The organism is Micromonospora sp. CA-244673 (assembly GCF_050948395.1).
Lineage (GTDB): Bacteria > Actinomycetota > Actinomycetes > Mycobacteriales > Micromonosporaceae > Micromonospora.
Window position 1 is genome coordinate 1831679 of sequence record NZ_CP192019.1, and the last position, 13154, is coordinate 1844832.

Annotated in this window: 10 protein-coding genes; 5 read left to right on the top strand and 5 right to left on the bottom strand. The window is 74.8% G+C overall.

Features of this window, described 5'->3' with window-relative positions; genetic code table 11:
- Window positions 1-185 precede the first annotated feature (185 nt).
- The gene (locus ACQP12_RS08775; RefSeq protein WP_433286480.1) at window positions 186-2531 is read left to right on the top strand and encodes a heavy metal translocating P-type ATPase; all 2346 of its coding nucleotides are present in this window, start codon (window positions 186-188) and stop codon (window positions 2529-2531) included.
- Here the strand turns inward: ACQP12_RS08775 and ACQP12_RS08780 are convergent.
- From ACQP12_RS08780 to ACQP12_RS08800, 5 genes are all read right to left on the bottom strand, one after another.
- The gene (locus tag ACQP12_RS08780; RefSeq protein ID WP_433286482.1) at window positions 2486-3148 is read right to left on the bottom strand and encodes a DUF402 domain-containing protein; all 663 of its coding nucleotides are present in this window, start codon (window positions 3146-3148) and stop codon (window positions 2486-2488) included. The two genes, ACQP12_RS08775 and ACQP12_RS08780, sit on opposite strands and share 46 nt — an antisense overlap.
- A gap of 209 nt (window positions 3149-3357) precedes the next feature.
- Complete coding sequence (locus ACQP12_RS08785) at window positions 3358-4224, bottom strand: universal stress protein (RefSeq protein ID WP_357942423.1); 867 nt, start codon at window positions 4222-4224, stop codon at window positions 3358-3360.
- A gap of 108 nt (window positions 4225-4332) precedes the next feature.
- Window positions 4333-6735 carry a phosphoketolase family protein gene (locus ACQP12_RS08790; RefSeq protein ID WP_433286484.1) on the bottom strand — a complete coding sequence of 801 codons (2403 nt, stop codon included), beginning with the start codon at window positions 6733-6735 and terminating at the stop codon, window positions 4333-4335.
- Window positions 6736-6863: 128 nt separating this feature from the next.
- Window positions 6864-7697 (bottom strand): universal stress protein, encoded by an 834-nt coding sequence (locus tag ACQP12_RS08795; RefSeq protein WP_433286486.1) that lies wholly within the window; start codon window positions 7695-7697, stop codon window positions 6864-6866.
- A gap of 95 nt (window positions 7698-7792) precedes the next feature.
- Window positions 7793-8593, bottom strand: a complete 801-nt coding sequence (locus ACQP12_RS08800) for a PP2C family protein-serine/threonine phosphatase (protein ID WP_357942429.1) — start codon at window positions 8591-8593, stop codon at window positions 7793-7795.
- Window positions 8594-8763: 170 nt separating this feature from the next.
- Between ACQP12_RS08800 and ACQP12_RS08805 the strand changes: the two genes are divergently transcribed.
- The 4 genes from ACQP12_RS08805 to ACQP12_RS08820 all read left to right on the top strand — a co-directional run bounded on the left by ACQP12_RS08805 (window position 8764) and on the right by ACQP12_RS08820 (window position 13148).
- Window positions 8764-9771, top strand: a complete 1008-nt coding sequence (locus ACQP12_RS08805; RefSeq protein ID WP_357942431.1) for a diacylglycerol/lipid kinase family protein — start codon at window positions 8764-8766, stop codon at window positions 9769-9771.
- The gene (locus ACQP12_RS08810) at window positions 9764-10765 is read left to right on the top strand and encodes a YihY/virulence factor BrkB family protein (protein ID WP_433286490.1); all 1002 of its coding nucleotides are present in this window, start codon (window positions 9764-9766) and stop codon (window positions 10763-10765) included. Before ACQP12_RS08805 ends, ACQP12_RS08810 begins: the two co-directional genes overlap by 8 nt.
- A 78-nt stretch (window positions 10766-10843) precedes the next feature.
- Window positions 10844-12334 carry a phosphatase PAP2 family protein gene (locus tag ACQP12_RS08815; RefSeq protein WP_433286492.1) on the top strand — a complete coding sequence of 497 codons (1491 nt, stop codon included), beginning with the start codon at window positions 10844-10846 and terminating at the stop codon, window positions 12332-12334.
- A 10-nt stretch (window positions 12335-12344) separates the two neighbouring features.
- The gene (locus ACQP12_RS08820; RefSeq protein ID WP_433286494.1) at window positions 12345-13148 is read left to right on the top strand and encodes an endonuclease/exonuclease/phosphatase family protein; all 804 of its coding nucleotides are present in this window, start codon (window positions 12345-12347) and stop codon (window positions 13146-13148) included.
- The last annotated feature ends 6 nt before the right edge of the window (window positions 13149-13154 follow it).

Here is a 13154-nt window from a genome sequence, read left to right on the forward strand (position 1 = left end):
ACCTTCCTGTTTCTCCCCATCGTGCCCCACGCCCGGGGCGCCCGGGTGGGGTTGCCCGCTCCATCCTCGGCCATGTCCGCGGTGACCGCACGCGTCCCCCCGGTCCTGCGGCGCGGGCCCTTCGACCCGTCGGATTACCCGCGTTTGCCCTACCCGCGCCGCCGCGGCGCTGAGACGATCCGCACGTGGGGGCGGAACCGCGCGAGTGCGTACCGGAGCGGCCGGTGCGGCGACGCCGGGTGGACCGGCGCGAGTGGGCCCCGCTGATCCTGCTCACCCTGGCCGTGCTGGCCGGCGCCGGGCTGTGGTTCGCCGGGCGGCGCGGCGCGGCCGACCTGGTCTGGGCGGCGGTGACCCTGCTGGCGCTGGGGCCGGCCGTCTGGACCACGCTGCGGCAACTCTGGCGGCGGCAGTTCGGGGTGGACGTGATCGCGGTGCTGGCCCTGGCCGGCGCGCTGCTGGTGGGCGAGTACCTGGCCGGCGCGGTGATCGCCGTGATGGTCGCCACCGGCCGGTCGCTGGAGGAGTACGCCCAGCGCCGGGCCAGCCGCGACCTGCGGGCGCTGCTGGAACGGGCACCCCGGCAGGCCCGCCGGCGCACCCCGGACGGCCGGATCGAGGTGGTGCCGCTGGACCGGGTCGCGGTGGGCGACCGGCTGGTGGTCGGCCCCGGTGACGTCGTGCCGGTCGACGGCACCGTCGAGGAGCCCGCCACGCTGGACGAGTCGGTGGTCACCGGCGAGTCGCAGCTGGTCACCCGCGCCGCCGGCGAGCAGGTCGCCAGCGGCGTGGTCAACGCCGGCGCGGGCTTCGGGCTGCGGGCCGGGAAGAGCGCCGCCGAGAGCACCTACGCGGGGATCGTCCGGCTGGCCGAGGAGGCGACCGCGCGCAAGGCCCCGATGGTCCGGCTCGCCGACCGGTACGCGGCCGCGTTCGTGCCGTTCACCCTGCTGCTGGCCGGGCTGGCCTGGCTCCTCTCCGGCGAGTTCACGCGGGCGGTCGCGGTGCTCGTGGTCGCCACCCCCTGCCCGCTGCTGCTGGCCACCCCGATCGCCATCGTGTCCGGGCTGTCCCGGGTGGCCCGCCGGGGCGTGCTGGTCCGCGACGGCGGGTCGCTGGAACTGCTCGGCCGCGCGCGTACCCTCCTGCTGGACAAGACCGGCACGCTCACGGCGGGCCGCCCCCGCGCGGCCGAGACGGTGGTCGCCCCCGGCGGCGACCGGGACGGACTGCTGCGCCTGGCCGCCTCCGTCGAGCAGCTCTCCCCGCACGTGCTGGCCGCCGCCCTGGTCCGGCAGGCCCGCGACCAGGGGCTCCCGCTGGCCGAGCCGACCGAGGTCACCGAGGAGCCGGGACGCGGGGTCACCGGCCGCGTGGAGGGCCGGCTGGTCCGGGTCGGCCAGCTCGCCGGCGAGCCGCCCGAGTGGGCGCACCGGATCCGCGAACGGGCCGAGCTGGCCGGGCGCTCCACCGTCTGGGTCAGCGACGAGCACGGCCCGCTCGGCGCGGTCCTCCTGGAGGACCCGGTCCGGCCGGACGCCCGGCGTACCGTCCGGCGGCTGCGCGAGGCCGGGCTCGACCGGCTCGTCATGGTGACCGGCGACCGGCCGCGCACCACGCAGCAGGTCGCCCAGACCGTCGGCGTGGACGACGTGATCGCGCAGTGCTCGCCGGCGGAGAAGGTCGCCCGGGTGCAGGCGGAGTCCGGCCGGGCGGTGACCGTGATGGTCGGCGACGGGGTGAACGACGCCCCGGCGCTGGCCGCCGCGCACGTCGGGGTCGCCATGGGCGCCACCGGGGCGACCGCCTCCGCCGACGTGGCCGACGCGGTGCTCACCGTGGACCGGCTGGACCGGCTCGCCGACGCCGTCGAGATCGCCCGGTACGCCCGCCGCATCGCGGTGCAGAGCGCCACCGTCGGCATGGCACTGGCCGTGGTGGCCATGGTGGTGGCCGCCGCCGGCAAGCTGCCCCCGGTCGCCGGCGCCTTCCTCCAGGAGGGCATCGACGTCCTGGTCATCCTCAACGCGCTGCGCGCCCTCAGCGGCGGCCTGCGCCACCGCGACGTGCCCCCGCACACCCGCGAACTCCTCGACCGGTACGCCGGCGAGCACGGCGGGGTCCGCGACGTCCTGGCCCGGCTGCGGGACACCGCCGACCTCGTGGCCACCCGCCCCGACGCGGCGGAGTGCGTGCCGGCACTGCGGGAGGTGCACCGCCGGCTCGTCGACGAGGTGCTGCCGCACGAGTCGGCCGAGGAGCGGCAGCTCTACCCCGCCCTGGCCGGCCCGCTGGGCAGCGAGGAGGCCACCTCCACGATGAGCCGGGCGCACGTGGAGATCAGCCGGCTGGTGGACCGGATCGGCGGTCACCTGGCGGCCCAGCCGGACGGCCGGCTGCGCCCCGACGAGGTGCCCGACCTGCTCGCCGCGCTCTACGGCCTGGACGCCGTGCTCCGCCTGCACCTGGCGCAGGAGGAGGAGGACTACTTCTCGCTCAGCCCCGCCGAGGACCACCCCGACACCCGCTGACCCACCGGCACCAGCGCGTCCGCCGGGAGCCGCAGCGCCGGCCAGTCCCGCTCCGGGCGGAAGTCCGTGTGGGTGCCGTCGAACGGGAACGCGCCGGCCTCGATCAGCGTGACCACCCGGTCGGCCTCCGCGCGTACTGCCGTGGCGGTCGGCGCGTCGAGGTAGAGCGGGTGGCCGATCCGGGCCTCGAACTCGTCGTTGTCCTTCCACTCCCAGCGGCGCTGTGGTGTGACGACGATGTCGAGGAGTTGGTCGTTCGTGTCCACCCCGTCGGCGCGCCAGACGTACGGCGTCTCCAGGTTCACGTACCACCCGGCGAAGTCGCCGTCGCGGAAGAACCACCACACGGAGTGCGCGGCGCCGGGCGGCATGAGCACCAGGATGTCGTAGCCCGTCCAGGTCAGCACCGTGAGTCGCGGCTCGCGCATCCGGTCGATGGTGAGCTCGTGCTGGGTGTTGCCGTCGGCGTCGACGATGCGGGCGAAGTCGCTGCCCGCCGGGTGCCAGAGCAGCAGACCCTGGTCGTCGTCGGCGAGCACTCGCATCGGCTGCACCCAGGTGCACCAGTCCCCGCGCACGTACCTACGGGTGATGACCTGCCCCGGCGTGAACGTCACCGCCGCAGCGTAGAGCGATCCGGCGCACCGCGGGTGCCGGCGACAGCCCGCTGAGTGGAACGCCATGGAGGTGTCCCGACCGGTTTGACCTCCATGGCGTTCCACCGACGGAGCGGAGCCCCTCAGGTGGCGCTGCCCGGGTGCCGCGCGCTGCGGCCGCGACCGGCGTGCGCCGCCGGCCGGGTGACACGCGCCCACTCGGCGCCGGGTCAGCGTTCGCGGACCACGGCGACCGGGCACTGGGCGTGGTGGATGAGCTGCTGGCTGACCGAGCCGAGCAGCATCCCGCGCAGCCCGCCCCGGCCCCGGCTGCCGACCACCACGAGCTGGGCCGTCCGGCTCTCCTCGATCAGCAGCGCGGCGGGCCTGCCCGGGTTCGCCACCACCTCGACCGGCACGTCCGGGAAGGACTCCCGCCAGGGCGCCAGGTCCGCCTCGGCGGCCGCCCGCTCGGTGGCGTTCGCCTCCTCCGCGTCGAACCCCGGCGGCACCCGCCCCTCGCTGGGCGGCTCCCAGACCCGCAGCGCCCGCACCGGCACGTCCCGCTGCGCGGCCCGCTCGACCGCGAAGCCGAGCGCCTCCACCGAGGACGGGGAGCCGTCCGCGCCGACCACGACGGGCCCGGACGTGACGGGCCGGCCGTCCCGGACCACGATCACCGGGCAGTGCGCGTGGGCGGCCACGGAGATGGCCGTGGAGCCGGCGAGCAGGCCGGCGAAGCCGCCGTGACCCCGGCTGCCGAGCACCAGCATCGCCGCCTCGGTGGACCGCTCCTGCAGGACCAGCGCGGGCGGCCCGTCGAAGACCTCGCCGTGCACGGTGAGCCCCGGCCGGTCGGCGGCGGCGTCCGCCGCCGCCTTGCGGACCAGGTCCTCGACCTGCCGGCGGGCGGTCTCGTCGGGCCACACGCCGGGGGCCACCCCGGGACCGATCCAGCCGGCCACCGTCAGCCATTCGAAGACGTACGCGAGCCGGACCGGCCGGCCCGAGCGGCCCGCCTCGTCCAGCGCCCAGTTCAGGGCCACCGACGCGTCGGCGGAGCCGTCGTAGCCGACCAGGATCTCCTCACCGTTCACCGTGCCAGCCTTTCGTTCGCGGCTGCGGGGCTCGCAAGCTCACTCCTCGCGCTCACTGTGCCCGCCTTTCGTTCGCGGCTGCGGGGCTCGCAAGCTCACTCCTCGCGCTCACTGTCCGCTCCGCACGGCTGGGTCGGTCTCCCGGATCCACCGCCACTCGGCGACCCGGGGGTCGTCCTCGCCGTGCTCGCGGGTGTAGTCGCGGCAGGCCTGCCGGAGGTCCACCATCTCCTGGCGCAGGTGGGCGGCGCGCGAGCGCAGCCCGGGCAGCCGGTCGATGACGTCAATGACCAGGTGGAAGCGGTCCAGGTCGTTGAGCATCACCATGTCGAACGGCGTGGTGGTGGTGCCCTCCTCCTTGTAGCCGCGGACGTGCAGGTTGTCGTGGTTGGTCCGGCGGTAGGTGAGCCGGTGGATCAGCCACGGGTAGCCGTGGTACGCGAAGATGACCGGCTTGTCGCGGGTGAAGATGGTGTCGAACTCGCTGTCCGGCAGGCCGTGCGGATGTTCCGAGGGCGGCTGCAGGCGCATCAGGTCGACCACGTTGACCACCCGGACCTTCAGGTCGGGCAGGTGCTGCCGGAGCAGGCCGGCCGCGGCCAGCGTCTCCAGGGTGGGCACGTCCCCGGCGCAGGCGAGCACCACGTCGGGCTCGCTGCCGTCGTCGGTGCTGGCCCAGTCCCAGATGCCCAGCCCGCGGCGGGTGTGCTGGATGGCCTCGTCCATGGTCAGCCAGTTGGGCGCGGGCTGCTTCCCGGCCACCACCACGTTGATGTACTGCCGGCTGCGCAGGCAGTGGTCCATGGTGGAGAGCAGGGTGTTGCCGTCCGGCGGCAGGTAGACCCGCACCACTTCGGCCTTCTTGTTCATCACGTGGTCGATGAAGCCCGGGTCCTGGTGCGAGAAGCCGTTGTGGTCCTGCCGCCAGACGTGGCTGGAGAGCAGATAGTTCAGCGAGGCGACCGAGGCCCGCCACGGGATCTGCCGGGTCACCTTGAGCCACTTGGCGTGCTGGTTGACCATCGAGTCGACGATGTGGATGAACGCCTCGTAGCTGGTGAAGATGCCGTGCCGCCCGGTCAGCAGGTAGCCCTCCAGCCAGCCCTGGCACAGGTGCTCGGAGAGCACCTCCATGACCCGGCCGTCGGGGGAGAGGTGGTCGTCGCCGGGGAGCCGGCTGCTGACGAACGCGCGGTCGGTGACCTCGAAGGCGGCGCCCAGCCGGTTCGAGGCGACCTCGTCGGGGCCGAACAGGCGGAAGGTCTGCGGGTTGCGGGTGATCACGTCCCGGATCCACGGGCCCAGCGTGCCGGTGGCGCCGGCCATCGGGGAGCCCGGCTCCTTGACGTCGACCGCGTAGTCGCGGAAGTCCGGCAGCTCCAGGTCGCGCAGCAGGAGCCCGCCGTTGGCCACCGGGTTGGCGCTCATCCGCCGGTCGCCCCGCGGCGGCAGGTCGACCAGCTCGGCGACCGGCGCGCCGGTGGCGTCGAACAGCTCCTCCGGCCGGTAGCTGCGCAGCCACCGCTCCAGCTCGGCCAGGTGCGCCGGATTGTCGCGAACTCCGTCGATCGGCACCTGGTGGGCGCGGAACGTGCCCTCGACCTGCTTGCCGTCGACGTCCGCCGGTCCGGTCCAGCCCTTCGGCGTACGGAGGATGATCATGGGCCAGCGGGGGCGTTCGATCTCGCCGCCGGAGCGGGCCCGGCGCTGGATCTCGGCGATCTCGTCGACCGCCCGGTCCAGCGTGGCGGCGAGGGTCTGATGCACCCGGGCGGGGTCGTCGCCCTCGACGACGTACGGCTGGTAGCCGAAGCCGCGCATCTGGTCGAGCAGGTCCTCGGCGGGGATCCGGTCGAGCACCGTCGGGTTGGCGATCTTGTAGCCGTTGAGGTGCAGGATCGGCAGCACGGCCCCGTCCCGCGCCGGATTCAGGAAGACGTTGGACAGCCAGCTTCCGGCCAGCGGCCCGGTCTCCGCCTCGCCGTCGCCGATCACGCAGGCGACCAGCAGGTCCGGGTTGTCGAACGCGGCACCGTACGCGTGGCTCAGCGCGTACCCCAGCTCGCCGCCCTCGTGGATCGAACCCGGCACCTCCGGCGCCACGTGGCTGGGGATGCCGCCGGGGAAGGAGAACTGGCGGAACAGCCGCTGCATGCCGGTCTCGTCGCGGGCGATGTGGTGGTAGAGCTCGCTGTAGGTGCCCTCCAGCCAGGTGTTGGCCACCAGAGCGGGGCCGCCGTGGCCCGGGCCGGTGATGAAGATGGCGGACAGGTCCCGGTCGACGATGACCCGGTTGAGGTGCGCGTAGAGGAGGTTGAGGCCGGGGCTGGTGCCCCAGTGCCCCAGCAGGCGCGGCTTGATGTGCTCGGGCTTCAGCGGCTCACGCAGCAGCGGGTTGTCGAGCAGATAGATCTGCCCGACCGTGAGGTAGTTCGCCGCCCGCCAGTAGGCGTCGAGCCGGCGCAGCTCGTCCTCGGTCAGTGGGCTGTGCAGGTCCAGAGCGGTGTCCATGCTGCGTTAGCCTCTCGCGGCTCGGGGTCTTCTGCCACCCGGGAGCGGATCCGCCGCCCCCGGCGGGTCCAGCCTCGTCCTCGGACCGGCGGTCCGATCAGGGCCGTTGGTCCCGGGCCGGGCGGGCGTCATGACCCGTCCTCGTCGTCCGGGTCGAGTCCACGCACGACGATCACCGGGGCCGGCGAGTGGTAGAGCAGCGTCTGGCTGACCGCGCCCAGCATGCCCCGCAGCGGCTCGTCCCCGCGCGCCCCGACGAGCGCCACCTGTGCCGAGCGGGACTGTTCCACCAGGACGGCGCCGGGGTCGCCGCTGATCGTGTGGCACTCGACGGCCACCCGGGGATACCGGGCGCCGCACCGGGCCACGGCCTCGTCGAGCAGTCCGTCGTCGCCGTCGGTGTGGTGGTTGGGCTCCGTCACCCGGATGGCGAGCAACCGCGTGGCGCGGCCTTCGGCGCAGTCGAAGGCGTACGCCAGGGTGGCGCGGGAACTCGCCGAACCGTCGAAGCCGACCAGCAGCGGCCCCTGCGGGGGCGGCCCGATCCGGGCGACCAGCACCGGGCAGCCGGCCCGGGCGGCGACCTGCACGGACGGCACGTCGGCCGGTGCGCAGCCCGGGCGGCCGGACATGCCGCTGTCGCCGACCGCCAGCAGGAACGCCGAGTCGGAGGCCCGGATCAGCGCCTCGACCGGGTCGCCCTCGACGATCTCGTCGGTGACCGGCATCCCCGGCGCGACCTCGGTGGCCACCCGTCCGGCCTGCTCCAGCAGCTCCTCGGCGGCGTCGCGCGGGCCGCTCACGGAGAACGACTCCAGGGCCGCCGCCCAGTTGAAGGCGTGCAGCAGGTGCAGCGGCCGGTCGTGCGCGGCGGCCTCCCCGGCGGCGGTCCGGACCAGCTGGAGGTCCTCCGCCGAGCTGCCCACGCCGACCACCACCGCGCCGTGGGTGGGTGCGGGCATCCCGGCTCACCTCCCGACCGCGATCTCCTCACCCACGGTAGTCGTGCGGGTGCCCGCCCGGACCGGGTCGGCGGAACTGGCGCCGGCGGGAGGGATCAGCGGGGGTTGGGCAGGGCGGGGTGGACGCGGACGACCACGGCGGTGGCGTTGTCCTCGCCGCCCTCGGTCAGGCTGGCGGCGAGCAGGGCCTGCGCGGTCCGGGCCGGGTCGCGGCGCGCGGCCAGCAGGTCGCGCAGCCGGTGGTAGCCGAGCTGGTCGCTCACCCCGTCGGTGCAGAGCAGCCAGGTGTCCCCGCTGCGCAGCGGCACGGCGAGCAGGTCCGGCTCGGGCTTGTCCGGGTGCCCGACGTAGCGCAGCAGCTGGTAGCGGGCCCGGGCCGCCTCCGGCGAGTCGGGTGGCCACCACCCGTGCAGCAGGCCGAGCCAGGCCATGGTGTGGTCGACGGTCACCAGTTCCAGCAGCCCGTCGCGCAGCCGGTACGCCCGTGAGTCGCCGAGCTGGACCAGCCAGCCCTGCCCGCCGTCGGGCTCGGCGACCAGGGCGGTGAGCGTGCAGCCGGTCAGCCCGGCCAGTCCCGCGCCGACCCGGCGTACCCGGAGTTGGGTCTCGGCCGTCGCGGCGCGCAGCCGGGCGGCGTCGAGGGCCGGCCAGCCGGCGCGGACCTGCGCCACGAAGGTGGTCATCGCGGTGGCGCCGGCGGCCCGGCTGCCCTCGCCGTCGCCCATCCCGTCGGCGACCGCGGCCAGCGGCAGCTCGGGGTCGACGTGCAGGACGTCGAAGTTCTCCGCGTAGCGGTGCCCGACCACGCTGCCCCCGGCGATCTCCAGGGTGAGCCGGCCGACGGTCAGCCGGCGGGTGGCCTGGACCGGCTGGTCCAGCGGGCGGCGGCGGAACACCAGCGGACCGTAGCACCGGTCCGGGTCGCGGATCGGCAGGTCGCGGCGACGTGTCGGCCTGTCGACCGGGGCCGCCACGGAGGCCGGCCGGATTCAAACCTGATTGCGGTTCTCGCAACGTCCGCCCGCGTCGGGTCGCTCAGCCGCCCCGGGTGCTGCACACTTGCGCCGTGGACGGTGGAGACGAGAAGAGCCCGTTGACCGCGGACAATCCCGCACCGCGCTCGGCCGTGGTGGTCAACCCGACAAAGGTGACCGATCTCGACGGGTTCCGCCGCACGGTGGACGGCGCCCTCACGGCCGCCGGCTGGCCCGCGCCCACGTGGTACGAGACCACGGTGGAGGACCCGGGTCGGGGCCAGGCCGAGGCGGCCGTCGAGGCCGGCGCCGAGGTGGTCTTCGCCTGCGGCGGTGACGGCACCGTGATGGCGTGCGTGACGGCGCTGGCCGGCACCGACGTGGCGCTGGCCGTGCTGCCCCAGGGCACCGGCAACCTGCTCGCCGCCAACCTCGGCCTCTCCGGCGACCTCGCCGCCGGGCTGGAGGTCGCCGTCGAGCGGGGCGTGCGCCGGCTCGACGTGGGCGCGGTCGGTGACCGGTGCTTCGCCGTGATGGCCGGGATGGGCTTCGACGCGCAGATGCTCGACTCCACCTCCGAGACGACCAAGAAGCGGATCGGCTGGCCGGCCTACGTGGTGGGGGCGGCCAAGCACCTGCGGGACCGCCCCATGCGGGTGTCCATCCGGATCGACGGCGGGCCGCCGCTGCGCCGCCGGGCCCGTTCGGTCCTGGTCGGCAACGTCGGCCGGCTCCAGGGCGGCGTACGCCTGCTCACCGACGCCGAGCCGGACGACGGCTGGCTCGACGTGGCCGTGCTGACCCCGCGGACGCTCGGCCACTGGCTCGCCCTCGGCTGGGCGGTGCTGCGGCGGCGCGGCAGCGTGCCCCGCATGGAGGTGTTCCGGGCCCGCACGGTCGAGATCGCCAGCAACCGCGCCCAGCCCCGGCAGCTCGACGGCGACCTCATCGAGCCGGGCCGGTCGCTGAAGATCGAGATCCGGCCCGGGTCGCTCTGGCTCTGCGTGCCGCGGCCGGCGCGCCACCCCGACCTGTCGGTCGACGCCGACGCCGCCGCCGAGCGCGGCGAACGGCTGGTCGAGGAGGCCCGCCGTGAGTAGCACCAAGCTGGTCCCCGAGACCCGGCTGATGGCGAGGGAGGAGCTGTCCGCCGACGACGCCTGGCGCACGCTGCGCCGCCACGGCGGCTGGTGCCTGCTCCGGGACGCCTTCATCCGGTTCCGCTACGGCGACGGCTTCAGCCACTCCCGGGCCTTCGCGTTGCAGCTCTGCCTGGCCGTGGTGCCGTTCCTCATCGCGCTCACCGGCCTCATCTCCGACCTCGGCGCCGACGAGGGCGGCAAGGTGGTCGCCGACACGGTGCTGGCGATCACCCCCGGGCAGAGCGAGTCCGTGGTCCAGCAGTTGCTGGCCGACACCGACCGCACCGAACGGGCCGGCGAGCTGGCGCTCACCCTCGGCCTGCTGACCGGTCTGATCGCCCTCGCCACCACCATGGCGCAGATCGAGCGGGGCGCCAACCGGATCTACGGCGTCGAGCGGGACCGCCCGGCCCTGTTCAAGTACCTGCGCGCCGCGGTCCTCGCGCTGGTCGCCGGCGTGCCCGCGCTGGCCGGGTTCCTCATCCTCGTCGGCGGCCGGGCGATGGGCGATTCGGTACGCCGGCACTACGAGTGGGGCGACTTCGCCCACGCGGCGTGGGACGTGGTCCGCTGGCCGCTCAGCCTCGGCCTGACCGTGCTCGCCGTGGCGGTGCTGTTCCGGCACGCCCCCCGGCGTAACCAGCCCGGCCTGTCCTGGCTCTTCTTCGGCGCCAGCATCGCCACCGCGCTCTGGTGGCTGGCCAGCCTGCTGCTCGCCGCCTACGTGAAGTACAGCGGCGGATTCGGGCAGACGTACGGCGCGCTGACCGGCATGATGGCCCTGCTGCTCTGGGCCAACCTGACGGGGATGGCGCTCTTCGGCGGGCTGGCCTTCGCCGCCCAGTTGGAGGCGATGCGGATCGGGGTGGAGGAGCCCGCCCAGCCCGACCTCTGGGAGCCGGAGGCCGAGCGCGAGGAGGCCCTCGACACCGGCGAGATGACCGCGCTCTGACGTCGTGCCGCCGTGCGGCGTGTACGCGGAGCGCGAATCGGGTACTGCGCGCCTCGCAGCAGACGAGGGAGGTGCGGGGTGACCGCGGTCAAGGAGGCGACTCGTCGCCCGCTCGGCCATTTCGCCGAGCGGAGCCTGGCGGGGCTGCTCGTCGTGGCCGGCGCGGGCGTCGGGTTCGGCGTGCTGCTCATGCTTGTGCGGTTCCACTGGGGCCCGCTCTACCACGCCGACCACGAGGCGGCCGAGTGGTTCAACGGGCTCGTGGCGCCGCACCACCCGCTGGTCACCGTGCTCCAGGCGGTCACCGACCTGGGCGGGCGGCCGGTGCTCATCTGGCTGGTCACCATCGCGGTGGTCGGCCTGCTGATCCGCCGCCAGTCCCGGCTGGCCGTCTATCTGATCATCACCGGGGTGGGCGGGCTGATCCTCGACCCGTCGCTCAAGGCGCTGGTCGGCCGGCTGCGCCCGGTGGTGGACGTGCCGGTGGCCCATGCCCCCGGCAACAGCTTCCCGAGCGGGCACGCGCTCGGCTCGTTCGTCGCGTACGGGGCGTTGCTGCTGGTGTTCCTGCCGGCCGTGGCCCCGCGCTGGCGCAAGCCGGCCATCGCCGTCGCCGGCCTGCTGGTCGCCCTCATCGGGCTGACCCGGATCGCGCTGGGTGTGCACTTCGTCTCGGACGTGCTGGGCGGCTGGCTGCTCGGCGCGGCCTGGCTGGGCGTCACCGCGTACGCCTTCCGGCTGTGGCGGCGCGAGCGCGGCCGGCCGGTGCCGCCGCTGACGGAGGGCCTGGAGCCCGAGGCGGGGGAGGAGATCACGCCCGCCCCGGCCGAGGAGCACGTGCTGGAGCATCCCCGCTCGTCGGTGGCCGAGCTGCTGGTCGGCTGGGTGCTCGTCTTCGGCGCCCTTTACGCCTTCGGCATGTACGTCAGCTACCACGCCAAGGGCACCGTCTTCGACACCCTGGACACCGAGGTGCCGCACTGGTTCGCCGACCGGCGCACCGACGCGCTCACCGACCTGAGCTGGTGGTGGAGCAAGTTCGGCGACACGCACGCCATCCTGCTGGTCTCGCTGGTGTTCTGCCCGATCGTGCTGGCGGTCTGGAGGCGGTGGCGACCGGTGCTGTTCGTGGTGCTGGCGATGTTCGGCGAGCTGAGCCTCTTCCTGGCGACGGCCCGCGTGGTGGAGCGGCCGCGCCCGCCGGTGGAGAACCTGGACGGGCAGATGCCCACCTCGTCCTTCCCGTCCGGGCACATCGCGGCGACCATCTGCCTGTGGGCCGCCATGGCGATCATCGTGCTGCCCCGCACCGACCGCTGGTGGCGCTGGCTGTTCATGGCGCTGGCCGTGATCATGCCGGTCGGGGTGGCCACCTCCCGGATGTACCGGGGCATGCACCACCCGACCGACTTCATGGGCGCGATCCTGCTCGGTGCGCTCTGGCTCTCGCTGCTCTGGTGGGTGGTGCGCCCCAACGCGGACGTGCGCGAGGGCAACCGGCCGGCCATCGAGTCGGAGCAGGTGCACGAGCTGGACGACGAGTTGGCCCGGGCCGGCCGCGAGGAGTGATCGGGCGCCGATGCTGCGGGCGATGACCTGGAACATCCGGACCGGCGGGCGGGACCGCGACGGCACCGACCGCCGGGACCGGATCGTCGCCGTGGTCGCCGAGCAGCGTCCCGACCTGCTGGCCCTGCAGGAACTGCGCGGCCTGGACTCCGACGGCGGGCTCGCCGAGCTGGCGGAGCGGACGGGCCTGGTGCCGCACCTGGCCCGGTCCTGCTTCGGACAGGCGGTGGCGGTGCTGGTCCGCCCGCCGCTGCGGGTGCTCCGCGCGGGCCGGGTACGCCGCCCGTTCCACCACGCCGCCGCCCGGGTCGAGGTGGCCACCGGGGCCGGCCCGCTGACCGTGTTCAGCACCCACCTGAATCCCTTCTCCGGCGGGCGGCGACGGATGGAGGCCGACTGGCTGGCGGCGGCGGTGCGGCGGACCGGGGGCGCCCTGGCCCTGCTCGCCGGTGACCTGAACACCCTGGAGCCGGCCGTCGACCACACCGCCCGGCTGGCCGGGCTCGCCCCCCTCTACCGGCGGCGCCACCTGCGCCGCGACGGCCGTACCGTGGACACCCGCGCGGTGGCCCGGCTGCTCGACGCGGGCCTGGTCGACCTCTGGCCGCACACCGGCGGTGGCGAGCCGGCCGGGCTGACCGTGCCGACCCGGCACGGCGGGGCGGAGTTCGCCGGGATGCGGCTGGACTACCTGCTCGCCACGCCGGCGCTGGCCGCGACGGCGCGCGCGGTCCGGGTGGTCCGCGGCGGCGACGCGGACAGCGCCTCCGACCACTATCCGGTGGTCGCCGACCTGGCGCTGGCGCCCGGCTGACGGGAC